The sequence below is a fragment of the Lutibacter sp. B1 genome, from assembly GCF_012524075.1.
GTDB lineage: Bacteria > Bacteroidota > Bacteroidia > Flavobacteriales > Flavobacteriaceae > Lutibacter.
Map to the genome: position 1 here is coordinate 1 of NZ_JAAZUI010000014.1, position 24649 is coordinate 24649.

27 protein-coding genes and 1 pseudogene are annotated in these 24649 nt (G+C 28.7%); 15 read left to right on the forward strand and 13 right to left on the reverse strand.

Going from position 1 to position 24649, the window contains the following annotated elements:
* Positions 1-245, forward strand: a pseudogene (locus tag HGB55_RS09330) (M1 family peptidase); the annotation flags it as partial.
* A 51-nt stretch (positions 246-296) separates the two neighbouring features.
* Here HGB55_RS09330 and lgt read toward each other — a convergent pair.
* The 6 genes from lgt to HGB55_RS09360 all read right to left on the reverse strand — a co-directional run bounded on the left by lgt (position 297) and on the right by HGB55_RS09360 (position 5500).
* The gene (gene lgt, locus HGB55_RS09335; RefSeq protein WP_168816629.1) at positions 297-1106 is read right to left on the reverse strand and encodes a prolipoprotein diacylglyceryl transferase; all 810 of its coding nucleotides are present in this window, start codon (positions 1104-1106) and stop codon (positions 297-299) included.
* A gap of 45 nt (positions 1107-1151) precedes the next feature.
* Positions 1152-1400 carry a membrane protein insertion efficiency factor YidD gene (gene yidD / locus HGB55_RS09340; protein ID WP_168816716.1) on the reverse strand — a complete coding sequence of 83 codons (249 nt, stop codon included), beginning with the start codon at positions 1398-1400 and terminating at the stop codon, positions 1152-1154.
* A gap of 10 nt (positions 1401-1410) precedes the next feature.
* Complete coding sequence (gene cysS, locus HGB55_RS09345) at positions 1411-2889, reverse strand: cysteine--tRNA ligase (RefSeq protein WP_168816630.1); 1479 nt, start codon at positions 2887-2889, stop codon at positions 1411-1413.
* Between the two features lie 107 nt (positions 2890-2996).
* Positions 2997-4421 carry a hypothetical protein gene (locus HGB55_RS09350; RefSeq protein ID WP_168816631.1) on the reverse strand — a complete coding sequence of 475 codons (1425 nt, stop codon included), beginning with the start codon at positions 4419-4421 and terminating at the stop codon, positions 2997-2999.
* The gene (locus tag HGB55_RS09355) at positions 4402-4959 is read right to left on the reverse strand and encodes a hypothetical protein (RefSeq protein WP_168816632.1); all 558 of its coding nucleotides are present in this window, start codon (positions 4957-4959) and stop codon (positions 4402-4404) included. The genes HGB55_RS09350 and HGB55_RS09355 overlap by 20 nt, the downstream gene beginning before the upstream one ends.
* A complete protein-coding gene (locus HGB55_RS09360) occupies positions 4952-5500 on the reverse strand; it encodes an RNA polymerase sigma factor (RefSeq protein WP_168816633.1) in 549 nt (182 codons plus the stop codon). The genes HGB55_RS09355 and HGB55_RS09360 overlap by 8 nt, the downstream gene beginning before the upstream one ends.
* A 126-nt stretch (positions 5501-5626) precedes the next feature.
* Between HGB55_RS09360 and HGB55_RS09365 the strand changes: the two genes are divergently transcribed.
* The 4 genes from HGB55_RS09365 to HGB55_RS09380 are packed head-to-tail and all read left to right on the forward strand — an operon-like array spanning position 5627 to position 9304.
* Entirely contained in the window at positions 5627-6340 is a 714-nt protein-coding gene (locus tag HGB55_RS09365) for a glycosyltransferase (protein ID WP_168816634.1), read from the forward strand.
* Positions 6340-6960, forward strand: a complete 621-nt coding sequence (locus HGB55_RS09370) for a lipid-A-disaccharide synthase N-terminal domain-containing protein (RefSeq protein ID WP_168816635.1) — start codon at positions 6340-6342, stop codon at positions 6958-6960. The genes HGB55_RS09365 and HGB55_RS09370 overlap by 1 nt, the downstream gene beginning before the upstream one ends.
* Before the next feature lie 34 nt (positions 6961-6994).
* Entirely contained in the window at positions 6995-8620 is a 1626-nt protein-coding gene (locus tag HGB55_RS09375; RefSeq protein WP_168816636.1) for a glycosyltransferase family 39 protein, read from the forward strand.
* Positions 8621-8632: 12 nt separating this feature from the next.
* Entirely contained in the window at positions 8633-9304 is a 672-nt protein-coding gene (locus tag HGB55_RS09380; RefSeq protein ID WP_168816637.1) for a hypothetical protein, read from the forward strand.
* Here the strand turns inward: HGB55_RS09380 and HGB55_RS09385 are convergent.
* The 5 genes from HGB55_RS09385 to HGB55_RS09405 are packed head-to-tail and all read right to left on the reverse strand — an operon-like array spanning position 9301 to position 13292.
* Positions 9301-9870, reverse strand: coding sequence for a phosphatase PAP2 family protein (locus HGB55_RS09385; protein WP_168816638.1), 570 nt, complete (start codon positions 9868-9870; stop codon positions 9301-9303). The genes HGB55_RS09380 and HGB55_RS09385 overlap by 4 nt on opposite strands.
* A gap of 14 nt (positions 9871-9884) precedes the next feature.
* Complete coding sequence (locus HGB55_RS09390) at positions 9885-10979, reverse strand: peptidylprolyl isomerase (RefSeq protein WP_168816639.1); 1095 nt, start codon at positions 10977-10979, stop codon at positions 9885-9887.
* A 28-nt stretch (positions 10980-11007) separates the two neighbouring features.
* A complete protein-coding gene (locus HGB55_RS09395; protein ID WP_168816640.1) occupies positions 11008-11739 on the reverse strand; it encodes an FKBP-type peptidyl-prolyl cis-trans isomerase in 732 nt (243 codons plus the stop codon).
* The gene (gene gldI / locus HGB55_RS09400; protein ID WP_168816641.1) at positions 11726-12271 is read right to left on the reverse strand and encodes a gliding motility-associated peptidyl-prolyl isomerase GldI; all 546 of its coding nucleotides are present in this window, start codon (positions 12269-12271) and stop codon (positions 11726-11728) included. Before gldI ends, HGB55_RS09395 begins: the two co-directional genes overlap by 14 nt.
* Positions 12261-13292: a bifunctional oligoribonuclease/PAP phosphatase NrnA gene (locus HGB55_RS09405; RefSeq protein ID WP_168816642.1), complete on the reverse strand. Its 1032-nt coding sequence runs from the start codon at positions 13290-13292 to the stop codon at positions 12261-12263. The genes gldI and HGB55_RS09405 overlap by 11 nt, the downstream gene beginning before the upstream one ends.
* Positions 13293-13376: 84 nt before the next feature.
* Between HGB55_RS09405 and HGB55_RS09410 the strand changes: the two genes are divergently transcribed.
* Entirely contained in the window at positions 13377-14423 is a 1047-nt protein-coding gene (locus HGB55_RS09410) for an alkaline phosphatase D family protein (protein ID WP_168816643.1), read from the forward strand.
* A 60-nt stretch (positions 14424-14483) separates the two neighbouring features.
* Entirely contained in the window at positions 14484-14903 is a 420-nt protein-coding gene (locus HGB55_RS09415; RefSeq protein ID WP_168816644.1) for a nucleoside-diphosphate kinase, read from the forward strand.
* Positions 14904-14955: 52 nt separating this feature from the next.
* Here the strand turns inward: HGB55_RS09415 and HGB55_RS09420 are convergent, their stop codons facing one another.
* Both HGB55_RS09420 and HGB55_RS09425 read right to left on the reverse strand, forming a co-directional pair.
* On the reverse strand, positions 14956-15252 hold the full coding sequence (locus HGB55_RS09420) for a DUF721 domain-containing protein (protein ID WP_168816645.1): 297 nt from the start codon (positions 15250-15252) through the stop codon (positions 14956-14958).
* Positions 15252-16331, reverse strand: a complete 1080-nt coding sequence (locus tag HGB55_RS09425) for a DNA replication/repair protein RecF (protein WP_168816646.1) — start codon at positions 16329-16331, stop codon at positions 15252-15254. Before HGB55_RS09425 ends, HGB55_RS09420 begins: the two co-directional genes overlap by 1 nt.
* Positions 16332-16442: 111 nt before the next feature.
* Here HGB55_RS09425 and HGB55_RS09430 point away from each other — a divergent pair, with 111 nt between their 5' ends.
* The 8 genes from HGB55_RS09430 to HGB55_RS09465 are packed head-to-tail and all read left to right on the forward strand — an operon-like array spanning position 16443 to position 24645.
* Positions 16443-17207, forward strand: a complete 765-nt coding sequence (locus HGB55_RS09430; RefSeq protein ID WP_168816647.1) for a tetratricopeptide repeat protein — start codon at positions 16443-16445, stop codon at positions 17205-17207.
* 6 nt (positions 17208-17213) lie between these two features.
* Entirely contained in the window at positions 17214-17693 is a 480-nt protein-coding gene (gene ribH, locus HGB55_RS09435; RefSeq protein WP_168816648.1) for a 6,7-dimethyl-8-ribityllumazine synthase, read from the forward strand.
* Between the two features lie 49 nt (positions 17694-17742).
* The gene (locus tag HGB55_RS09440) at positions 17743-18060 is read left to right on the forward strand and encodes a hypothetical protein (protein ID WP_168816649.1); all 318 of its coding nucleotides are present in this window, start codon (positions 17743-17745) and stop codon (positions 18058-18060) included.
* Positions 18060-19874, forward strand: coding sequence for a DNA mismatch repair endonuclease MutL (gene mutL / locus HGB55_RS09445; protein ID WP_168816650.1), 1815 nt, complete (start codon positions 18060-18062; stop codon positions 19872-19874). The genes HGB55_RS09440 and mutL overlap by 1 nt, the downstream gene beginning before the upstream one ends.
* Positions 19875-19898: 24 nt before the next feature.
* The gene (locus HGB55_RS09450; protein WP_168816651.1) at positions 19899-20633 is read left to right on the forward strand and encodes a rhomboid family intramembrane serine protease; all 735 of its coding nucleotides are present in this window, start codon (positions 19899-19901) and stop codon (positions 20631-20633) included.
* A gap of 1 nt (position 20634) precedes the next feature.
* Positions 20635-21468 (forward strand): rhomboid family intramembrane serine protease, encoded by an 834-nt coding sequence (locus HGB55_RS09455; RefSeq protein ID WP_168816652.1) that lies wholly within the window; start codon positions 20635-20637, stop codon positions 21466-21468.
* Between the two features lie 17 nt (positions 21469-21485).
* Complete coding sequence (locus HGB55_RS09460) at positions 21486-22499, forward strand: endonuclease/exonuclease/phosphatase family protein (protein WP_168816653.1); 1014 nt, start codon at positions 21486-21488, stop codon at positions 22497-22499.
* A gap of 19 nt (positions 22500-22518) precedes the next feature.
* On the forward strand, positions 22519-24645 hold the full coding sequence (locus tag HGB55_RS09465) for a DPP IV N-terminal domain-containing protein (RefSeq protein WP_168816654.1): 2127 nt from the start codon (positions 22519-22521) through the stop codon (positions 24643-24645).
* Positions 24646-24649 lie beyond the last annotated feature (4 nt).

Genomic DNA, 24649 nt, shown 5'->3' on the forward strand with positions numbered 1-24649 from the left:
TAATGCCAATTATTGTTGAATTTGAATATGAAGATGGCACAAAAGAACGAAAACAATATCCTGCTCAAATTTGGAGACTTAATGATGATGAAGTAACTAAAGTTTTTCATAGCAGTAAAGCAATTACTAAAATTACCGTTGACCCTGATGAACAAACAGCTGATGTTGATTTAACAAACAATAGCTGGCCAAAAAATACCGAAACTAAATTTGAGCAATTTAAAAAAAATCAAATTAAAAGCTAATCAAAAATTAGATGTTAAAAAAAAGCCACTCAGTTTGAGTGGCTTTTTTATTTATTTCTTCCTAAACATAAAGTAAAATCCGACAAGAATTAGAGGAATACTTAACCATTGTCCTGTATTAAGTGCCCATGTAGCTCGTTCGTCAACTTGTGCCTCTTTAAAAAATTCTACTATAAATCTTGCTGTCCAAAGCAACACAAAAAACAGTCCAAATATGTAACCCAATTTTTCTTTTTTGTTAGTTTTCCAATACACATACCATAAAACAACAAAAATTATTACATAACAAAAAGCTTCATACAATTGTGCTGGATGACGAGGAAAATCTTCTCCCAATTTCTGAAAAACAAAACCGTAATTAGAATTTGTAGGTTTACCTATAATTTCAGAATTCATTAAATTCCCAATTCTTACAAAAGCACCTCCAATAGCAACAGGAATTGTAAGCCTGTCTAAAATAAATAATAAAGGTTTTTTAAGTATTTTTTTGCTAAAATAATACATAGCCAAAATAATACCTATAACAGCACCATGACTGGCTAAACCGGCATAACCTGTAATTTCAAACTTTGGAGAAAACCTAAAAGGCAACAATACTTCTAAAGGTTTTTCAATTAAAAATTGAGGATCGTAAAATAAAAAATGTCCTAGTCTGGCTCCTACCAATGTAGATATAACAACATAAATAAATAATGAATCCAACTTTTCTAAAGGAATTTTATCATTTATAAATATCTTTTTCATTAAATGTAAGCCTAACATAAATGCTATAACAAACATTAAACTGTAATAACGAATTGAAATAATTCCAATTTTAAATATTTCCGGTGATGGATTCCAATTTATTTGAAGTAATGTCATTTAATTTATTTTTATGTAAATATAAAAGTATTTATGAAACCTTTTTTATTGTTTTCCTTTTTTATGTTTCGGCTCAGGAACAGGATCATAACCACTGCCTCCCCAAGGATTACAACTTACAATGCGTTTAATTGACAGCCAACCTCCCCAAAAAATACCATGTTTTTTTAAAGCCTCTAAAGTATAACTTGAACAAGTTGGCGTATACCTGCAACTAGAAGGTGTATACGGCGAAATGGCTATTTGATAAAATTTAACCAACCATATAAAAGGGAATGCTAATATTTTAGTTATACTTTTCAAATTAATTGATTGAAAAAGTAGTTCCTTCCTTTCCGTCTTTTAACTGAATTCCTAAAGTTGCCAACTCATCACGAATTTTATCTGATAACGCCCAATCTTTATTGTCTCTTGCTTCTTTACGCATGTTTATAAGCATTTCTACAACTCCTGATAATTTATTAGAACTATCTTGTTGTATATCGTTCTGCAAACCTAAAACATCAAAAACAAAAGCATTAATTGTGTTTTTAAAATCGGTCAAATCGCTTTCTGAAATAGATTCTTTTTTATCAATTAGAAGATTAATGTATTTAACAGCCTCAAATAAATTTGCAATTAAAATCGGACTGTTAAAATCGTCATTCATAGCATCATAACATTTTTGTTTCCATGCTTGTATATCTATTGAAGATTCTTTAGTTGTAACAATTTTATCTATACTATGTATAGCTTCCATTAATTTAATATATCCTTTTTCGGAAGCTTCTAAACCGGTACTTGTAAAATCTAAAATACTTCTGTAATGAGCTTGCATCATAAAAAAGCGTGTTGCACTTGGCGTAAACGGCTTGCTTAAAATTTTATTTTCACCGGTAAAAATCTCATTAGGTAAAATATAATTTCCGGTAGATTTCGCCATTTTTTGTCCGTTCAAAATTAGCATATTGGCATGCATCCAATAATTTACAGGTTTTACATTATTTTTAGCTTGTGATTGTGCTATTTCACATTCATGATGTGGAAATTTTAAGTCCATCCCACCACCATGAATATCAAAAGTTTCACCTAAATATTTAGTACTCATTGCTGTACATTCCAAATGCCAACCCGGAAAACCATCACTCCAAGGTGAAGGCCAACGCATAATGTGCTTATCATCCGCTTTTTTCCAAAGTGCAAAATCTTGTGGATTTTTCTTTTCAGATTGACCATCTAACTCTCGCGTATTATGAATAGATTCTTCAATATTTCTTCCTGAAAGAATTCCATAATGCTGAGATTCATTATATTTTAAAACATCAAAATAAACAGAACCATTAATTTCGTACGCCAACCCTTTGTCTAAAATATCTTTAATAATTTCAATCTGTTCAATAATATGACCCGTTGCTGTTGGCTCTATACTTGGTGGTAAATTATTTATTTTTTGTAAGGTATCATGAAAATCAACGGTGTAACGTTGCACTACTTCCATTGGTTCAATTTGCTCTAAACGAGCTTTTTTTGCAATTCTGTCCTCACCTTCATCAGCATCATTTTCTAAATGTCCGGCATCGGTAATATTACGCACATAACGCACCTTAAAGCCTAAATGTTTTAAATAACGAAAAACCAAATCAAATGACGTAAAGGTTCTAACATTTCCTAAATGCACATTACTATATACTGTAGGTCCACACACATACATTCCTACTTTTCCTTCTACTAAGGGTTTAAAAATTTCTTTAGATTTACTTAAAGAGTTATAAATTTTTATTTGATTTGTTTTGTATAATTCCATTAAAATTTGCTTGAAATTGAAGTTGTAAAGATAATAACAAATCCCTAATGGAAAAATTTATACTTCCAGGTATTTTGAAAGTTTAAATATGAAGGTAAAATTGATGTTTAATGTAGCCAAACGGTACTGTAAACTCCTGTAATATTTAGTTTGTTTGGTGATGTTTTGTTTTTAAAAAACCCTTTAATGGCATCAACACCATTTTTTTCGTAATTAGTTGAATGGTTTACAACATCTTTTACTTTGAAAGTTGATTTTTTCCCATTCAAATCATAAATAAAATCGGTATTCGATAAAATCAAATTCCCTTTTGCATAATCTAAAATTATATTTAAGTTATTAAAATCGGGCACAATTTTTAAAACTTCAAGGTTTCCGAATTTTTGACTCAAAGCAACGTTTTTTCCTACTGTTTTTATAATTACATCTGATGAATTTGAAAATAAATTTCCATTTGAAAATGTTCCAAATGTAGCATTTGGAACATTTTTTAGTGTAATATTTCCTGAACTCACCGTATTAATAATTACAGGAGAATTCGAGATGTTTAAATTGTTAGTACCCTCAATTATTCCTCCAATAAAATCTCCGTATGATAATGTTGCAGACATTTTAGTATTAGATTTTGGAATATTTAATTTACCGTGTTTAACATTTAGATCGAATGTGGCATCTTTAGGAACTTTAATTTTAATTTCTTTTTTTATTTTCACTTTTGAATTGCTATCATCTCTAAATTCAAAATAGTAGCTTTTTTTATAATTATGTATAGAATCTAATTTACCTTTTTCTTTTAGCTTTTTATATTCAGCCATTGCTTTTTTAGATTCTTCTTTTGCTCTTTTAACTTCTTCAAGAATTTTATCTCTATTTTGAAGCATTTCTTGTCTGGCTTTGTCAGCTTCTTTTTTATATTCTTCTATACTTTTTCTGAAATCATTAGAATTTCTAAGAGAATCTATTTTCTTTTTCCAATCGCTTTTTTCATATTTTTCAACTTCTTTAGAAATTCTGCTTTTATACTTTTTTAAATAGGTTGAATCGTTTTTATATTTATCGTAATCAAACTCAAAAAATTCAATATTCATTTCAGGAAAATCAACATTAGGCATTATAAACATTTCCGGCATCTCAGGCATTTCCGGCATTTCCGGCATTTCAAAATGAGGTATATCTACATCAATTTCTTTAAAATCAAAATCATAATCCCCTTTAAATTCAAAATGTATAAATTGAGATGGAGACGTTATTTTAACTTTGCTTTTATTTCCTAATGCTTCAAACTTCCATTTTTTAAAAATAGCCTCAGCTTCTTTTTTACTTACACCTTCAACCTCAATAGTAGCTTCAACCAGTACCTGATCCTTGTTCCAAGTTTCAACATCAATATCAGTATGTGAAGCATTAATTGCAATAGTTACATCAGAATTTACTTTAAACTCTTCTGTTATTTTTTTATCAAACTTTTGGGCGTTTACACTAAAAGTAAATAACACTATTAAACTTACTATTTTATACTTGTATATTTTCATTTTGTTTTACGTTATTTTTTTTTAATTCGTTCAATTGTTCTTTAAGTTGGTATAGCAATTTTAAACGTAATTGTAAATTATCAATTAAAGCATTGATGGTTTTTTCATTTAATCCTTCAGAATTTAATTCGTTTGTAAGCATTTTATAATCTTTCGACAATTCATCAATTTTCTCTAAATAACCATCTAATAACTCTTTATTTTCAGGCGTTTCATTTAGATTTAAAATTTCAGCATTTATACTCACTAAATAATAATTTTCAATTTTTTTCAGTTCAGGTGATATGCTTCCCAAACTTTCAATTTTTGAAATTTGAACCGGTGTATTATTAGTTTTTGGTGCATAATAATATACTGTTGTTCCTAAACCTACAAGTATTAAAAATGAAGCTGCAATCTTTAAAAATCGGTTGCTTCTCTTTTTATAATGATGAAGTTCTGTTTGAAGTTTTGCTTCAAATTTCTTTCTATGATCTTTTGAAAGTTCAACCTTTTCAACTTGCTTATTTTGTAGTATTTTTTTTATATCACTAGACATAATTATACTTTTTTAATTGACTTTTTAACTTGTTTTTACCTCTCATTAATTGCGACCTTGAAGCTACTTCTGTTATATTTAAAATTTGTGCAATTTCTTGATGATCGTATCCTTCTAATAAATACAAATTCAATACAACCTTGTATTTATCAGGTAAATTATTAATTGCATTATTCACAATTTCAAAAGTAACATCTTCAGTTACAGTCCAATTATTTTCTTCAACAATTTCAATTTTACTGTTTTCAAGAGAAACCAACTCAATTTTTTTCTTTTTCAAATAATCAATACACTGATTGATCACAATTTTTTTAATCCAGGCGCCTATGGTAACTTCACCTTTAAAGTTTTGAATGTTTTTAAACACTTTAATAAAGGCATCTTGCATCACATCTTCGGCAATAAAATTATCTTTTACATAGCGTTGTGCAATTATATACATTGCATTGCAATACTTATCATACAATTGCATTTGTGATTTTGCCTTGTTTTGCTTACAACCTTCAATTATTTTATTGTGTAAATAAACAGTCTTGCTCATTAAGTTGGTTACTTCTATTGTTAAAGACGAAACAATGTTTTACATGTTGCATTTATCTAAATAAATATTTTAAATTTACAAACTTTAAAAGCTTCTAAAAAATTCTAAAAAAATAATTGATAACTAATGAATTACGAATTTACAATTGTTGTTCCTGTTTATAATGAAGAAGATAATTTAAAACGTGTAGAACAAGAACTTTCTAAATATATTAAAATTGCTGCAAAAAAAACCAAAGTCCTTTTTGTAAATGACGGAAGTAAAGATAAAAGTCAACTATTAATCGAAGAAATTTGTGCTAATAATGCCGATTTTACTTTTATTCAGTTTGAAAAAAATTGTGGTTTAAGTGCTGCAATTGCAGCCGGTTTTAATAATGTTGATACCGAATTGGTTGGCTATATTGATTCTGATCTTCAAACTGCACCGGAAGACTTTAATCTTTTATTAGAACATATAACTGAATATGATTTAGTTACAGGCGTTAGAGCAAACAGAAAAGATTCTTTTGTAAAAAATATGTCTTCAACCATAGCAAATGGAATTAGACGTACTTTTACGCATGACGGAATGGACGATACCGGTTGCCCTTTAAAAATAATAAAAACCGAATACGCTAAAAAAATTCCGATGTTTAATGGTTTACACCGTTTTTTACCTGCCATGATTTTATTGCAAAATGGTAGTATAAAACAAATTCCTGTTCAACATTTTCCTAGAATTGCCGGTGAGGCAAAATATGGTTTATGGAATAGGCTGTTAGGTCCGTTAATGGATTGTTTTGCTTATTTATGGATGAAAAAAAAATATATCAATTATAACATAGCAAAAAAAGGGTAATGAGTAGCTGGATTGTATATACTATCGGTTTTTTTGCACAGCTTTTATTTTCAGGAAGACTTATTTTACAATGGATTTTATCTGAAAAAAATAAAAAAGTATTAACTCCAACATTATTTTGGTGGTTAAGTTTATTAGCTTCTTTTCTATTATTTATATATGGTTATTTAAGAGAAGATTTTGCCATAATGCTAGGCCAATCACTCACTTATTTTATTTATATCAGAAATTTACAATTACAGGGAGAATGGCAAAAAGTATCCAAAATTTCACGTTGGTTTTTATGGATATTCCCAATATTGTTGGTTATTTATTCTTATAACAACAACTCTTATGATATTGATAAACTTTTTAGAAATGAAGCCATACCTGCCTGGTTACTTGTTTGGGGAAGTATTGCGCAAATAATTTTTACACTTCGTTTTGTTTATCAATGGATTTATTCAGAAAAAAATAAAGAATCGTCATTACCATTTGGCTTTTGGTTATTAAGTTTAATCGGTTCTTTAATGATTTTATTTTATGCTGTTTTAAGAAAAGATCCCGTACTTTTAATTGGGCATTTTATGGGTTCCATTATTTATATCAGAAATATTATAATCCTAAAAAAACAGGATTAAACTTGTATAATTACATGTACACAACTATTTATAAATGATTAAAATTATTGAAAAACACCCTGTTATAACATTAAGTGTGGTGGTTTTATTAATGTTACTTATACAATTGGATGTTCCAAATGTAACTATTATGGAAGCTCGTAATTTTATTACAGCTCGTGAAATGGTTAACAATAATAATTGGCTATTAACAACAATGAACGGAGAAGCCCGATATCAAAAACCTCCATTACCTACGTGGTTTACAGCTATATCCGGTTTACTATTTGGAATAAATAGTCTTTTTGCTTTGCGTTTACCAGGTGCTTTAATGGTGTTATTTACCGGTTTATTTGGGTATTTTTTATCTTTAAAATTAAACCTTTCTAAAACTCAAAGTTTACAAAACAGTTTAATTTTAGTAACGTCTTTCTATATTTTTGCCATTATAAATGAAGCACCTTGGGATATTTTTACTCATGGGTTTATGCTTGCAGGTTTATATTTTTTATTTAGATTTTTTGAAGAAAAGGAATCTCTTTGGAAAAATGCTGTAATTTCAGCTTTTTTTATTGGTTTGTCTTTTATGAGTAAAGGTCCTGTATCGCTCTACGCTGTATTTTTACCTTTTATAATTTCGTATGGTTTTATTTTTAGATTTAAAAAATTTAAACCCAAAATAATTCCTTTTATAAGTTTCATAATTTTATTTCTTTTAATAGGTTTATGGTGGTTTGTATATGTTCGAATGGCAGATCCACAAGCATTTTTAGAAATTACAACTAAAGAAACCGGTAACTGGAGTAGTTATAATATTAAACCTTTTTATTATTATTGGAGTTTCTTTACACAATCTGGTTTATGGACAATACCTGCCTTAATAGGTTTATTTTACCCTTATTTGATAAAAAAGGTTCAAAATAAAAAAGCGTATAAATTTACTTTTTGGTGGACAATCATTGCTCTTATTTTACTCTCTTTAATACCTGAAAAAAAAGCACGCTATTTAGTACCGGTATTAATTCCTTTAGCATTAAATACCGGATTTTACATTGAATACTTAATTCAGAGTTTTTCAAAACTAAAATCGAAGAAAGAAACAATTCCTGTGTATTTTAATTTTGGGTTAATAGCAACTTTGAGTATTGCTTTACCTGTTGTATTGTATTTTTTATTGAAGGATAATTTGCAAAATTTTATAATAAATTATGTAGCTACGTCGGTGGTAACTTTAATAATTGGACTATTAATTTTCAAATACCTATTCCAAAAGAAAATGAAACACGTTTTTTATTTTTCAATATTTTTTATGATGTCAATTTTAACTTTTGGATTACCTCTTTCAAAAAGTATCAATAAAAATAAAGAGTATAAATCAATAAATACGCTTCACCAATTTGAAGTAAAAAATAATATTTCAACTTATTCTATAGGTGAAATTGCACCGGAATTTCTTTGGCAATACAATGGATACTTAAAAAATATCTACAAAAATGAAGAGTTGACAGTACCATCGGATTCAAATTTTGGTATTTTAGTTATGGCTGAAGATATAGAAACTGTAAAATCTAAATTAAGTAATAATTATACCCTAACTTTAATTGAAACTTTTAATATAAATTTTGGAGCAAAAAGTAAAGAAAGACTTATAAGACATCTTTATTTAGTTTCAAAAAAATAGTACTTTTGATATATGAAAATAAAAACTCTTACACAAACCGATAAATTGGCTTATCTATTTTTAATTCTTGTATTTGGATTAGGAATATATTATGCAAACACTAACCTTCAATATTTTGATGAAGTTTACACAAAAGAAGATGGTATGGTTGAATATGGAACTGCAATATTGCTTTTTTGTTCGAGTATATTATTGCTTTTTCGTTTCTTTAAACTATATAAACATAAAAAAACATTATGGAAAATTGGTATTTTAGGAATGGCTTTAGTGTTTTTCTTTGGTGCAGGTGAAGAAATTTCTTGGGGTCAACGTATTTTTAATGTTCAATCTTCAGAATATTTTATTGAGCATAATGCTCAAGGCGAAACCAATTTACACAATTTGGTTGTTGACGGAAAAAAAGTAAATAAAATTGTTTTCAGTCAGCTTTTAACTATTGTTTTGGTAATTTATTTATTGATTTTTCCTTTTATATACAGGAAATTCAAAGGTTTTAAAAATTTGGTTGATTCTTTTGCTGTGCCTATTGTTAAATGGCATCAAACCATTGCGTTTTTAGTAGCAACCGGAATATTGGTTTTTATTTCTTCAAATAGAAAATGGGAATTATACGAATTGGCATTTGCAGTTATCTTCTTTTTAATATTTTTAAATCCTTTCAATAAAAAAATATACGAAGTTTAAATCACCCACTTTTTAATAAAAAGCTGATACAACTTGTAAAATATGATTGCATAAAAAATACCAAAAATAATACCTGTAATTACATCTAAAGGAAAATGTACTCCTATATAAATTCTGCTGTAAGAGACAAATAATGCCCAAACAATTAATATAAAAGGGAAGTATTTGTATGTTTTTTTGAATAGTAAACTGAAAAATACTGCAATAGCCATTGTATTTGCTGCATGTGCCGAAAAATAAGAAAATTTACCTCCGCAACGCTCTTTTACTAACCGGACTAAATGTGCAATATTTTCATCGTGACATGGTCTTAGCCTTTTGAAACCATATTTGAATAAATTACTTGTTTGGTCTGAAATTGCAATTAATAGTATAATAAACAGTACTACAATTGCAGTTTTTTTTAAACCAAAATGTTTATAGGTAAAATAAAGCAATAACAGATATAATGGGATGGCACTTAACTTATTTGTTAAAAAAAGCCAAAAGCCATCCCACTGTGCTGTTCCTAAATTATTTAGAAACAAAAACAATTCAATATCTTTATCAATTAGTGAATCTAACATTGATTACTAATGTTTTAATTTACAACCTCAACCAATTCTAATTCAAAAATCAAATCGGTATCAGGCGGAATCACATCTCCGCCTCCTTGTGCTCCGTAACCTAAATGAGAAGGTATAAAAAGTAAAGCCTTGTCTCCTACTCTCATTTTTTGTAAGCCTTCTTTAAAACCGGCAATTAATCTGGCATCAGGACCGTAAATTGTAGTAAAAGGACCATATTTATTGTGTTTATCTCTTGCTACATCATATTTATGATATGTTTTGGCAATTTCTTTATAGCTGGTATCAAACAACATTCCATCAGTAAAATAACCGGCGTAATTCACTTTTACTTTTTGTCCGTTTAAAGGAAACTCACCATTTTTTGTTTCAGTAATAGCTATTTTTAAACCTGAAGGCAATTCAATTGCTTCTTTAGAAAATTCGTTAAACCTTTTTAAAGTAGCATTGGCAATCTTCTCAATTTCCTTCTGCTCTTTTAGTTGTTTTTTTACATACTTATCGAATACTTTAACAGCATTAAATCCTTTAGCAGCTTTACCAACTTTAATTATTTCAACTTTTTTTATGGTGTCATTCTGAATAATAGAATCAACAACAGCTTGTCCTTTAACAACGTTTCCAAAAACAGTATGCTTACCATCTAACCATGGAGCTTCATTTTGTGTGATAAAAAACTGGCTTCCATTTGTTGCCGGACCACCATTGGCCATTGATAAAATTCCTGCCTTATCATGTTTTAACAATAACTTACCATCCTTATCTTTTGGGAATTCATCTATAAATTTATAACCGGGATCTCCTTCACCTGTAGCTGTTCGATCACCCCCTTGAATCATAAAACCTTTTATAACCCTATGGAAAACTACACCATTATAATAAGGTATTCCGTTTAAAGAATCGGTAACATGTTTATTTGTTCCTTTAGCTAAGGAAACAAAGTTTGCAACAGTTACAGGTGTTTTTTCAAACTCAAGTTTCAATAATATTGTTCCTTTATTGGTTTCCATATCTGCATACAAGCCATCATCTAAATCGGTATATTTAGTAGACTTACATGAAATAATTGTTATTGAAAAAATTAAGATTATAAATTTATATATTCTCATTTAAATATTTTTTAATTACTTAAAAGAATTATTTTTTTACAATCTCTAATAATTCAACTTCAAAAACTAAAGGTGAAAATGGTTTTATTTTACCTCCTTGTCTTGGAAATGCACCGTAAGCTAATTCTTGAGGAATAAAAAATTTATATTTTGAACCTACACTCATAAGCTGTAAACCTTCTGTCCATCCTTTTATAACTCTGTTTACAAAAAATTCCGATGGTTTATTTCTTTCAACTGAACTATCAAAAACAGTTCCGTCAATTAAAGTACCGTGATAGTGTACTTTTACTTTAGACGCTGCTGTAGGCTTGTCTCCGGTACCTTCTTTAATTACAACATATTGTAAACCACTTTCAGTAACCTGAACGCCTTCTTTAGATTTGTTTTCTTCTAAAAATTTAATTCCTTCAGCCTTAACATCAGCAAATTCTTTTTCAGCTTTTTCTAATTTTATTTTTTGAGCTTTCTCTCTTTGTTCTTCTTGTTTTTTTCTAAAGTATGTATTTATAACTTTAGTAACATCTTTACTTTCTAACAAAAGATTTGTAGAGTCTATTCCATTTAAAACTCCTTGGATATATAAATCCTCATCAATTTCACCAAAATTATCTTTTATTTTTTCTCCAATATCAAGCCCTAAAGCGTAACTTACTGAATCTAATTCGGTTTCTAACGATTTTTTTGTAACTCTTTGATTATTACAAGAAACCATTACTAAGGCAATTGTAACTACTGATATAAACTTAATTACTTTCATTTTTTTTATTTATTTGATTTAATTGAACTTTATAAATTAACGGTTGATTTATATTTATTTTATTGTTATCTCCCAAATAACCATATACTTTATGCGAAGGAAATAAAAAAGTAACCACTTCTCCTTCATTCATAAGTTTTAATCCATTGCGTAATCCTTCTATAATTTCTTGTTGGTCTATTACATACGATTTTTCGCCTATTTCATTAAAATCGTAAATAATATTTCCGTTGATATCGTATACTTCGTAAGTATATAAAACCTTATCTCCAAATTTAGGATAGTATACTTTATTTCCTTTCAAATTATACTTATACCAAAAGCCATTGGGTGAAGTTATATAATTACTAACAGAATCATTCTTTATCAACAATAAAAAGTCTTTTTCTTCGGCGGCATTTAACGATTTATTAAACGAAACCGATTCTTTCATAAATGAAGACGTTTTTCTTGCTACCGGTTTTCGTGGTACCGGATTTATACACGAAACCAATATTAAAAATAAACTGAAAAGTATAAAACTATTCTTCATAAGAGTTTAAAAGTTCTTTTTTGTAACTTGACAGTAAATGTAAAAATTTTGAAACAGTTGCATCTAATGAAATTTTTGATTTTCCACCGGCAGCATTATCATGCCCTCCTCCATCAAAATGTTCTCTTGCAAATTTATTTACTGAAAAACTTCCTTTAGATCTAAATGAAACTTTAACTATCTGCTGCTCAACATCTTCAATAAAAATTACTGCAAAAATTATTCCTTCAAGAGATAAGGCATAATTTACAATACCTTCAGTATCTCCTTTTTGATAATTAAACTCATCTAAATCACTCTGAGTTAACGTAATATATGCTGTTTTTAGTTTATCAACAACAATTAAATTACTTAATGCTCTACCAAGCAATTGCAAACTTCCGTACGAATTTGTGTCGTACACATTGTTGTGAATTTTAGCATTATTAGCACCTTTATCAATTAAATCGGCAATAATTTTATGCGTTGTACTTGTTGTTGAAGGAAATCTAAATGAGCCTGTATCTGTCATAATTCCCGTATACAAACAAGTTGCAATTTCGGGTGTAATTGCTTTAACATCCTCTAACTTTTCTAAAAAATGATAAATCATTTGACATGTTGAACAAATACTAATATCCGAATATAAATATTTTGCAACATTATCAGGTTGTTGATGATGGTCTATCATAATAAAAGTACCTATAAAATCTTCTAAAGTACTCATCATATCATCTCCAACTCTTTGCAAAGAGTTGAAATCCAATAAAAATACAATAGAAGACTTGTCCAAAGCACTTTTAGCCTGTCTGTTTTGCATATCAAACTTATACACATCTTTAGAACCCGGCAACCATTTTAAAAAATCCGGATAATCATTTGGAGCAACTACAATAGCATTATGCCCCTTATCATTTAAATAATGGTACATTGCCAAACATGCACCTATTGCATCACCATCTGGATTTTTATGAGGTACTATTACAATATTTTTAGGAGTTGAAAATAGCTCTTTTATTTCCTTAATATCATTTCTATTCATAAGTGTGCGAATATACAATTTAATGATGTATTTTTAATGGATTAACCAGCGTATATTTGTTAAAACAACATTAAAAATACAAAAATGAATTATTTAAAGATACTACTATTCATTTTCTTAATAATTACTTCGTGTAAAATCAAAGAAAAAAAAGAGAAAGAAATAGGTACTGTTAATAGTCCCAAAAAAGAATTTGTAATTGCTTTTGGTTCATGTAACAATCAAAATTTACCCAACAATTTATGGAAAGAAATTAAAAAAAACAATCCTGATGTTTGGATTTGGGGTGGAGATATAATTTATACTGATACTGAAGATATGGATTATATGAAACAGAATTACCAAAAACAAAAAAACAATGCTGATTATAGTGATTTCATTAAGAATATTGATGTTCTTGCCACTTGGGATGATCATGATTATGGCGTAAATGATGGTGGTGCTGAATACAGTAAAAAAGCTGAGGCCCAACAATTATTTTTAGATTTTTTTGATATTCCTGCAACAGATAAAAGGAGAAAACAAGAAGGTGTATACTATGCTAAAGATTACACTATAGGTAATGAAAATATAAAAGCTATTATTTTAGATACTCGCTATTTTAGAACATCATTAACTCCTGATACTAAAACAGGTAAACGTTTTAAACCTAATAAGTATGGTGAAGGAACCATGCTTGGAGAAACCCAATGGAACTGGCTAAAAGATCAATTAAAAAACTCTAAAGCTTCATACAACATCATTGTAAGCAGTATTCAATTCTTATCATGTGAACATGGTTTTGAAACTTGGGGAAATATGCCTCACGAAGTAGATAAACTCGAAACTATTTTAAAAGAAACCAACGCAAAAAATACAATTATTATATCGGGAGACAGACATATATCAGAAATTTCAAAAAAAGAAGTTGAAGGCTTGTCATACCCATTAATTGATTTTACTTCCAGCGGATTAACACATGCTTATACAAGTTATAAAGGAGAACCAAATAAATATAGAGTTAGCAATGTAGTTCCCAAAAAAAGTTTCGGTTTATTACAATTCGATTTTGAAAACAATAATGTTATTATGAAAATTATAGGTGAAAATAATATAACCTACCAAACCTATACCCAAAGATACCATAAGTAACATAATTTTATTTTTAAAATAGTATCTTTGCGGCAATTTTAAAAATTTAAAAAACTTAGAATGACAACAAACAGAACATTTACAATGCTTAAACCTGATTCAGTAGAAAAAGGATACATTGGAGCGATTTTAGAAAAAATAAATGCTGCAGGTTTTAGAATTGTTGCTATGAAAATGACTCAAATGACTGTTGCAGATGCGAAAGAGTTTTACGATATTCATAAAGAACGTCCGTTTTTTGGAGAATTAGTTGAATTTATGACACGCGGACCAATAGTAGCCGCTATTTTAGAAAAAGAAAATGCAGTTGAAGACTTTAGAGCGTTAATTGGCTCTACAAATCCTGCTGATGCAGCAGAAGGAACCATTCGTAAACTTTACGCTACATCAATGGGAGAAAATGCTATTCATGGTTCTGACAGTAACGAAAATGCAGCAATTGAAAGCGCATTTCACTTCTCGGGCAGAGAAATGTTTTAGTAAATTCAATATAAAATCATCTAAAAAATCCGTTGTAATGCAGCGGATTTTTTTAAGTAAGCATAATTTTAGAAATAAGGCTCTCACCCAATTCTTCATTCATCATTTTAATTATTTTATCTTTACCATAGCTTAATTCTTCTCTTAAAACAGAAGATTTTAATCGAACAATTAAAGTTTTTCCATTCAATTCAACTTTATCTGTATAAGAAACTACACCGCTACCCATCAATTTAATCCATGCTTCCTCAACAGATATTTTTTGCATCCCTTTACTTAAATTGTTTTCTTTAATAACATCCTTCATCAAATCTTGAATAGAATGAAATTCATTCTGTCGTTTTGCCATTACAATTGAAATATTTTATATGATTGTTCTGTTTTTTTTACAACTTCTTCAGTACGTTCTTTATGTGTATCACTTATAAATAATTGACCAAATTCATCTCTATTTACCAAATTAATAAGTTGTTCTACTCTTAAATCATCTAACTTATCAAAAATGTCATCTAACAATAATATAGGTTTTACTTTTGATTGTTCTTTAATAAAATCGAATTGGGCCAGTTTTAAAGCTATTAAATACGATTTTTGCTGCCCTTGAGAACCAAATTTTTTAACCGGATAACCGTCAATCTCAAAAATCAAATCATCTTTATGCACACCGGCACTGGTAAACTGTAATATTTTATCCCTTGCTAAACTTAACTCAAACAAAGTTTCAAAATCACTTTCATTCAATTGAGATTTATACACCAAATTTACATCTTCTTTACTATTTGAAATTGATTTATATCTTTTTTTAAAGATTGGAATAAAAGATTCCAAAAATTCTTTTCGTTTTTCAAAAATTATGCTTCCGTACAAACTCAATTGCTCATTATAAACCTTTAAATTAACGGCATCAAATGTTCTGTTAGCAGCAAAGTATTTTAATAATGAATTTCGCTGAGCTAAAACTTTATTGTATTTAATAACTGTTTGCAGATATTGTTTATTGGACTGTGAAATTACATTATCTACAAATTTTCTGCGTGTTTCGCTACCTTCAACAATTAAATCTCTATCAGCCGGAGAAATTATAACTAAAGGTAAATGCCCAATATGTTCAGAAAATTTTTCATAAATCTTACCATTTCTTTTTACAACCTTTTTATTTCCTCTTTTTAAACTGCAAACAATGGTATCAATTTTATCATTTATCTGATATTCTCCTTCAATCATAAAAAAATCCTCATCATGTTTAATATTTTGAGTAGCAACAGAATTAAAGTAACTTTTTGCAAACGACAAGTAATAAATAGCATCTAAAACATTGGTTTTTCCAACTCCGTTATTACCCACAAAACAATTTATTTTATCTTCAAAATTAAATGATTGAGATTCGAAATTTTTAAAATTTACGAGTGTTATTTTTTGTAAATACATGTATTTTTTTTGAAAGTCTAAAAATATTGAAAATAAATGAAATTTAGATTAATTTGGATTTTTACTTTCCAATTAAAAATTCTATTTTTGCGGCTACAAATTTTACAATAAATGGCAACATATAAAAAGACTGGAAGTAAAGTAAAAAAAGCTCAAAATAACATTGAAGATAAATCAACTACTGCTGAAGTTTTTAACACTTTAGATGAAACCGCTTCAAGATCAGAGCAATTTGTAATTAAATATCAAAAGGCAATTTTTGTATTATTAGCAACTGTTGTAGTTGTTATTTTAGGCTATTTAGCTTATCAAAAATATATTAAAACACCAAAAGAAAAAGAAGCTGCAAACGAGTTAGCTTTTCCTAAAACATATTTTGAAGATGCTTTAAGTAATACTGTTGCTGTAGATTCTTTATTAAATTTGGGTTTAGAAGGTGCTGATGGAAAATATGGTTTTATTGATATTGCTGATAAATACAGTAATACTAAAGCCGGTAATTTAGCAAACTATTACGCCGGTATTTCTTATTTAAAATTGAAAAACTATAAAGAAGCTATTGAATACCTAGAAAAATTCTCATCAAAAGATGCACTTTTAGGCCCTACTGCCAAAGGAGCAATTGGTGATGCCTTTGCAGATATTAACCAACCTGAAGATGCTCTAGAATACTATTTAAAAGCTGCTAATTTACAAGACAATAATTTTTCTACTCCACTTTTCCTTTTCAAAGCTGGAACTACCGCAATGGAATTAGAAAAATATTCAAAAGCATTAGAATTATTTAAAAGAATTGAGAAAGAATATCCGAATTCTGATGAAGCTAAAAACATTGAAGTTTATATAAACCGAGCAACATTTGCATCAAAAAATTAAGATGTAATGGCTACAACTAATTTATCACATTACGATAAAGCTACAATCCCAAATGCGAAAAATTTTCGATTTGGGATTGTTGTTTCTGAATGGAATCCTGAAATTACTGAAAGCTTATATAAAGGTGCAGAACAAGCACTTTTAGAAAACGGAGCTATAAAACAAAATATCATCCGTTGGAATGTTCCTGGAAGTTTTGAGCTTATTTACGGTTGTAAAAAAATGCTGGAAACTCAAAATATAAATGCAGTTATAGCTATTGGAAATGTAATACAAGGTGAAACAAAACATTTCGATTTTGTTTGTGAAGGTGTTACTCAAGGTATTAAAGACCTCAATATTAAATACGATGTGCCTACCATTTTTTGTGTTTTAACTGATAATACAAAAGAACAATCAATTGAACGATCTGGAGGAAAACACGGAAACAAAGGTATTGAATGCGCTATTGCTGCAATTAAAATGGCGGCTTTAAGAGAGTTTTAACACCCTTATTATTCACAAAACTTGACCACAACTTTATAATTCAGTATTTTTGTCATATACTGATTATACTATATTTATGTTTGATAGATTATTTAAGCCGAGAGCGCATTATGTTTTTGATTATAAACCTCGCTATTACGACGAGCGTAAAGAACGTATGCAAAGATTAGAAGAACAATATAATGCAAATAAAGATACTGATAGTGAAACTCTTAAAATCAGGCTTTCCAAAAATAATTTAAAGAATGAATGGGTAAGAAATAAAAGAAGTGCTACAGATAGAGCTTCAAATTTAAGATTAGCAATAATAATTGCAATATTAGTTGGAATTGTAGCCTATTTATTTGAATTACATAAATTATTCTAATGCCAGATATTATTCAGCTATTACCCGATCATGTTGCAAACCAAATTGCTGCAGGTGAGGTTGTTCAAAGACCATCATCTGTTGTTAAAGAATTATTGGAAAATGCTATTGATGCCGGAGCTGATAATATCAAACTAATTATTAAAGAGGCAGGTAAAACTCTAATTCAAGTAATTGATAACGGTATTGGCATGAGTCAAACCGATGCAAGACTTAGTTTTGAACGCCACGCAACTTCTAAAATAAAAAAAGCAGAAGATCTATTTAACTTACACACTAAAGGTTTTAGAGGTGAGGCATTGGCATCTATTGCTGCTATTGCACATGTAGATTTAAAAACAAAACAAGAAGGTAAAGAACTAGGTACGCTTATCAAAATTGAAGGAAGCACCGTTGTTGCTCAAGAAAATACTACAACACCAAAAGGAACATCGGTAGCAGTCAAAAATTTATTTTATAATATTCCTGCTCGAAGAAATTTCTTAAAATCGAATAGCATAGAAACACGTCATATTGTTAATGAATTTCAACGTGTTACGCTGGCACATCCAAATATCTCATTTTCATTTTATCACAATGATAGTGAAATTTACAATTTAATTTCGAGTAATTTGCGCCAACGTATAGTTGCTATTTTCGGAAAAAAAACGAATGAAAAATTAGTCCCTATCAACGAAAAAACAGAAATAGTTGAAATTACCGGTTTTGTAGCTAAACCTGAATTTTCCAAGAAAAAAAGAGGAGAACAATTCTTTTTTGTGAATGACAGATTTATTAAAAATGCTTATTTAAACCATGCCGTTTCCAGTGCTTTTGACGGATTGATTTCAAATAATTTTTATCCAACATACTTTTTATATTTAAAAGTACCTGCTAAAAGTATTGATATCAATATTCATCCTACAAAAACTGAAATTAAATTTGATGACGAAAAAACATTGTATGCTATTTTACGTTCAACAATTAAACATAGTTTAGGGCAATATAATGTAACTCCGGTATTAGATTTTAATCGGAATTCATCTTTTGATACTCCGTATCAATATAAAAGTAAAAAAGTTGATACTCCTAAAGTAACTGTAAATCCAGACTTTAATCCATTTAAAACAGGTGAACAAAAATCGGTTAAATCTCCTTTTAAAAAAGAAACAAAGGAAAAATGGGAAAGTTTATACACAGGACTAACTATTGAAAATATTGAAGTTGAATCAGAAACTGTCAATTCGTCATTATTTTCTGAAACTAAATCAAATAGCAAAACGTATCAAATTCATAATAAATATTTAGTAAGCAGTATAAAATCAGGTATTGTATATATCAATCAGAATTTAGCACATCAACGTATTTTATATGAAGAGTTTTTAGAGAATATAACTGTAAAGGAAGCTATGAGCCAGCAACTTTTGTTTCCTTTAGAAATTTCATTTAATAAGTCTGATATTCATTTAATTAAAGAAATAAAAGAAGATTTGGAGAGTATTGGTTTTTTATTTGATAAAATTTTAGACGATACCATTGTTGTTAAAGGTATTCCTGTTAATATAACTGAAAGTCAAATAACCATTATTATTGAACAACTGCTGGAAGATATTAAAAATGATGTGCCTGAAACAAGTTTTAGCCAACTTGATATTATGGCAAAAAGTTTAGCGAAAAGTTTAGCTATTAAAACTGGCACAAAACTTGACCTAAAAGAACAAGAAGAATTGGTAAATAAATTATTTTTATGCAAACAACCGGATTTATCTCCTTTTGGTAAAACCACGTTTGTTACAATTAATTTAGACGAAATTGATAAAAAGTTTAACAACTAAAAACCTTTGTTAACTTAGTAAATTATGGGAAGAATTACTGAAGCTGTAAAGCATTTAATTATATTAAACGTACTATTTTTTATTGCGCCTCAACTTATTCAGGGGTTTGATTTGCAAAGTTTATTTGCACTTTATTTCCCTAAAAATCCAAATTTTGGGTTTTGGCAATTTTTAACCCACATGTTTATGCATGGTGGTTTTGCTCATATATTATTCAATATGTATGGTTTATGGGCTTTTGGTACACCTTTAGAACAAATGTGGGGTAGAAATAAATTTTTATTTTTCTACTTATCCGCAGGTCTGGGAGCAGGTATTATATATACATTGGTAAATTATTATCAGTTTAATTCGGTGTACGATCAGTTGATTAGCATAGGTTTATCAGCTAGTGATATTCAAAATATTTTAGAATCGGGTAATTATAATACTCAAATTTTAGAGCATATATCAGAAAGCGATTTATCACAATTATACGCAACCTATCATACACCTGCTGTTGGTGCTTCAGGAGCTATTTATGGTATTTTAGTAGCCTTTGGAATGGCATTTCCAAATGCAAAACTGGCATTGATATTTTTCCCTGTTCCAATCTCGGCAAAATATTTTATACCATTAATTATTTTAAGTGATTTATTCTTTGGAATAACAAAATACTCTGTTGGAAATGTAGCGCATTTTGCGCATGTAGGTGGAGCAATTATAGGATTTATTATTGCTTGGTATTGGAAAAAAAATCAATTTAACCGTTGGAATTAAGTTGAATATATTAGACGACATAAAACATGCTTTTAATAAAGCAACCATAGTTGAAAAGATAATTTACATCAATGTAGCATTATTTTTAATTACAGCTATTTTCAATCAATTTACCATTGAATGGTTTGCTTTACCTGCCAACTTAAATGCTTTTTTAGAAAAGCCTTGGACGCTAATTAGTTATGCTTTTATACATGAAAGATTAATTCATGTGCTTTCAAATCTTCTTATTCTGTACTATATCGGTAATTTATTTTTAGATTTTTACACCAAAAAACAGTTCGTAAATTTTTATTTTTTAGGAGTAATTGTGGGTGCCTTGGTATTTTTAACATACTATTATGTAACCGGAAAAACAGGATCTCCTTTAGGAGGAGCTTCAGCTGCTGTAACAACAATTTTTGTAGCTATTGCAACAAAAATACCACGTTATGCGCTTCGGCTACGTTTTATTGGCAGTGTTGAATTATGGGTGTTGGCAGCTATTTGGGTTGGTTTAAGTATTTTACAATTAAGCAATCCAAATAATGGTGGTGCAATTGCACATTTGGGTGGCGCAGTATTTGGTTTTATGTATTCAAAACAGTTAGAAAAAGGAAACGATATTGGAAAATGGTTTGAAAATTTAATCAACTATTTTACAAATCTTTTTAAGCCAAAAAATAAACAACCATTAAAAACAGTTTATAAATCAACTAAAAAAACTTCTGGTAAAGAAATTTCAAAATCCAAACAAAAAAAAATAGATGATATTCTTGATAAAATAAGTAAATCCGGTTATGAAAGTTTATCTCAAGATGAAAAGGATTTTTTATTTAGTGCCGGAAAAAAATAATTTAAAAAATAAAAGAATTGAAAAACCTATCATTAATAGATAAATTATTATTTTTTATCAATTCAATTGTAGCAACACTTTTATTACTTTCTTTTTCCGGATTATACATTTCGCCTAACACAATTTCCTTTCTATCTTTAATAAGCCTTTTAGTACCTTTTTTAATTATTATCAATGTTATTTTTGGAATTTATTGGTTGTTAAAATTAAAGCGTCAATTTTTTCTTTCAGCAATAGTGCTTCTGCTAAGTTTTTATCATATCACAAAATTTTACAGATTTAGCGAAAAAAAAGTGATGTATACCAATGATGTTAAAATTATGAGTTACAATGTTAGAATGTTTAACATCTACAAATGGATTGATAAAGAAAATGTAGATGAAAAAATATTTGATTTTATTGAAAGTAAAAGCCCAGATATTTTATGCATTCAAGAATTTCATTCAGATAAAAATATAAAATTCAATTATCCATATAAGTATATTAATGTTGGAAAACGTAACAGAAAATTTGGCGATGCAATTTTTTCTAAATACAAAATAATAAATTCAGGCTCCTTAAACTTTGAAAATACAACCAACAATGCCATTTTTGCTGATATTGTAAAAAATAATGATACCATTCGCGTTTATAATGTTCATTTGGAATCGTTAAAAATCAACCCAAAAGAGGAAACATTTAACAAAGAAAATTCTGAAAAATTACGTTTTCGTTTAGAAAATGCTTTTAAAAAACAAGCTAACCAAGTAACATTAATTAAACTGCATCAAGAAAAAATAAATTACAAAACTATAATTTGTGGTGATTTTAACAATACAGCTTTCTCGTGGGCATACCATCAATTGAAAGAAAATAAAAATGATGCTTTTGAAGAAGCCGGAAATAATTTTGGAAAAACATACGATCTTAAATTTCCGTTTAGAATCGATTTTATTTTAACCGATAAACAAATGGAAATTCATAATTTTAAAACATACAACATCCCATACTCTGACCATAATCCAATAATGGCAAGAGTGTCATTTAATTAAAAATCTAAAAAATTAATACATGAAAAAAATAGTATTATATCTGTTATTTTTTGTTTCGCTGATAGGATATTCACAACAAAAAGAATTAACTATTGACGATGCTGTAATGGGCTATTACAAAGGCCTATACCCTGCTTCTTTACAAAATTTACAATGGGTTAAAAACTCAACTAATTACGCATATTTAAAAGATAGTAATTTAATTTTTACTGATGCAAAAACCAATAAAGAAGTACATAAAATTGCTTTAACCCAACTACAAACGGTATATCCTGAATTAAAAAGATTTCCGAGAATTATGGAAATTTCAACTACAGATATCACTTTTAGAAATTCTAATAGTATTGAAATTTTCAACTATACTGCAAACACTAAAAACAATGCAATTCCCTTTGAAAAAGAAGCCGAAAATGTAGATTACAACTCAAAATCTAAAGCTGTAGCTTATACAATTGATACTAATTTATATGTAGCAACAACTTCAAATCCAAAAATTGAAGTAACCAATAATGAAGATAAAAATATAGTTTCCGGACAAGCAATTCATAGAAGCGAATTTGGTATTACCAAAGGAACCTTTTGGAGTCCTGAAGGCAATTATTTAGCGTTTTACCAAAAAGACGAAAGCAATGTAACCAATTATCCTTTAGTTGATATAACCACCTATCCTGCATCGCTTAAAAACATTAAATATCCAATGGCAGGACAAGGAAGCGAAAAGGCTAAAATTGGTATTTTCAATCTAAAAAATCAAACAACTACCTATTTAAATATAGATACTTCTGATGAGCATTATTTAACAAATTTATCGTGGACTCCAGATGAAAAATATGTTTTGGTAGCCGAAATTAATCGAGGTCAAAATCATGTTTGGTATAACCGTTACAGTGTTGAAACTGGAGAAAAAGTAAATACTTTATTTGAAGAAACCAATGATAAATGGACTGAACCTGAACACGATGCCGTTTTTTTACCAAACAGTACAACGGATTTTTTATGGTTTAGTGAACGTAATGGTTTTATGAACCTTTACCACTATACTACAGATGGTAAATTGGTAAAACAACTAACCAAATTTAATTGGGTTGTAAACAGTATTTTAGGTTTTGATGAAAAAGGAAAAAATGTATTTATTAGCGGTACCGGAAATGACCCAAGAGAATCACATACTTTTAAAATAAATTTAAAATCAGGTAAATACAAAAAAATTACAAACATAAATGGTACGCATACGTCTCAACTAAGTTCAAATGGTAAGTTTTTAATCGATTCATACAATAGCGTAACTATTCCTGAAATAACCGAAATTATTGATACTGAAAAAGGGAAATCATCTTTTGTTTTTTCTGCTGAAGATCCTTTAAAAGAATATAAAATGGGAGTAACTGAATTTGTAACTTTAAAAGGGAATGATGGCACTGATTTGTATGGTAAAATAACCAAACCTGCCGATTTTGATTCAACAAAAAAATACCCTGTTTTGGTGTATGTTTATGGTGGCCCACACGCACAATTAGTTACCAATTCTTGGTTAGCAGGTTCAAGTTTATGGATGCCTGCTTTTGCAACGCTTGAAAATTATATCATTTTTACATTAGATAACAGAGGTTCAGCCAACAGAGGTTTTGCTTTTGAAAGTATTGTTCATCGAAAATTAGGAGATGCCGAAATTGAGGATCAATTAACCGGAATTGAGTATTTAAAATCGTTACCTTATGTAGATAGTACCAGAATTGCCGTAAACGGATGGAGCTTTGGTGGTTTTATGACAACAAGTTTAATGCTTCGCAATCCCGGAGTATTTACCACTGCTGTTGCCGGAGGTCCTGTAACCGATTGGAAATATTATGAAGTAATGTATGGCGAACGTTATATGGATACACCACAAGAAAATCCGGAAGGTTATAAAAAAGCCAGAGTTCACAATTATATTAAAAATTTAGATGGAAAATTATTATTAATTCATGGTAGTGTTGATCCTGTTGTTGTACCTCAACACAGTATGACGCTCTTAAAAGAAGCTGTTGATAATAAAGTTCAAATAGATTTTTTTACGTATCCAATGCATGAGCATAATGTAAGAGGAATTGATAGAATTCATTTAGTTAAAAAAATGCTTGATTACATTGTTGAAAACAATAAATAAAACT

Excerpts from the sequence above, each read along its gene's own strand:
- lgt (WP_168816629.1), bottom strand. The coding sequence starts at position 1,106 with ATGACATTACTTCAAATAAATTGGAATCCATCACCGGAAATATTTAAA.
- cysS (WP_168816630.1), bottom strand. The coding sequence starts at position 2,889 with ATGGAATTATACAAAACAAATCAAATAAAAATTTATAACTCTTTAAGT.
- HGB55_RS09350 (WP_168816631.1), bottom strand. The coding sequence starts at position 4,421 with ATGAAAATATACAAGTATAAAATAGTAAGTTTAATAGTGTTATTTACT.
- HGB55_RS09355 (WP_168816632.1), bottom strand. The coding sequence starts at position 4,959 with ATGTCTAGTGATATAAAAAAAATACTACAAAATAAGCAAGTTGAAAAG.
- HGB55_RS09360 (WP_168816633.1), bottom strand. The coding sequence starts at position 5,500 with ATGAGCAAGACTGTTTATTTACACAATAAAATAATTGAAGGTTGTAAG.
- HGB55_RS09365 (WP_168816634.1), top strand. The coding sequence starts at position 5,627 with ATGAATTACGAATTTACAATTGTTGTTCCTGTTTATAATGAAGAAGAT.
- HGB55_RS09370 (WP_168816635.1), top strand. The coding sequence starts at position 6,340 with ATGAGTAGCTGGATTGTATATACTATCGGTTTTTTTGCACAGCTTTTA.
- HGB55_RS09375 (WP_168816636.1), top strand. The coding sequence starts at position 6,995 with ATGATTAAAATTATTGAAAAACACCCTGTTATAACATTAAGTGTGGTG.
- HGB55_RS09380 (WP_168816637.1), top strand. The coding sequence starts at position 8,633 with ATGAAAATAAAAACTCTTACACAAACCGATAAATTGGCTTATCTATTT.
- HGB55_RS09385 (WP_168816638.1), bottom strand. The coding sequence starts at position 9,870 with ATGTTAGATTCACTAATTGATAAAGATATTGAATTGTTTTTGTTTCTA.
- HGB55_RS09390 (WP_168816639.1), bottom strand. The coding sequence starts at position 10,979 with ATGAGAATATATAAATTTATAATCTTAATTTTTTCAATAACAATTATT.
- HGB55_RS09395 (WP_168816640.1), bottom strand. The coding sequence starts at position 11,739 with ATGAAAGTAATTAAGTTTATATCAGTAGTTACAATTGCCTTAGTAATG.
- gldI (WP_168816641.1), bottom strand. The coding sequence starts at position 12,271 with ATGAAGAATAGTTTTATACTTTTCAGTTTATTTTTAATATTGGTTTCG.
- HGB55_RS09405 (WP_168816642.1), bottom strand. The coding sequence starts at position 13,292 with ATGAATAGAAATGATATTAAGGAAATAAAAGAGCTATTTTCAACTCCT.
- HGB55_RS09410 (WP_168816643.1), top strand. The coding sequence starts at position 13,377 with ATGAATTATTTAAAGATACTACTATTCATTTTCTTAATAATTACTTCG.
- HGB55_RS09415 (WP_168816644.1), top strand. The coding sequence starts at position 14,484 with ATGACAACAAACAGAACATTTACAATGCTTAAACCTGATTCAGTAGAA.
- HGB55_RS09420 (WP_168816645.1), bottom strand. The coding sequence starts at position 15,252 with ATGGCAAAACGACAGAATGAATTTCATTCTATTCAAGATTTGATGAAG.
- HGB55_RS09425 (WP_168816646.1), bottom strand. The coding sequence starts at position 16,331 with ATGTATTTACAAAAAATAACACTCGTAAATTTTAAAAATTTCGAATCT.
- HGB55_RS09430 (WP_168816647.1), top strand. The coding sequence starts at position 16,443 with ATGGCAACATATAAAAAGACTGGAAGTAAAGTAAAAAAAGCTCAAAAT.
- ribH (WP_168816648.1), top strand. The coding sequence starts at position 17,214 with ATGGCTACAACTAATTTATCACATTACGATAAAGCTACAATCCCAAAT.
- mutL (WP_168816650.1), top strand. The coding sequence starts at position 18,060 with ATGCCAGATATTATTCAGCTATTACCCGATCATGTTGCAAACCAAATT.
- HGB55_RS09450 (WP_168816651.1), top strand. The coding sequence starts at position 19,899 with ATGGGAAGAATTACTGAAGCTGTAAAGCATTTAATTATATTAAACGTA.
- HGB55_RS09465 (WP_168816654.1), top strand. The coding sequence starts at position 22,519 with ATGAAAAAAATAGTATTATATCTGTTATTTTTTGTTTCGCTGATAGGA.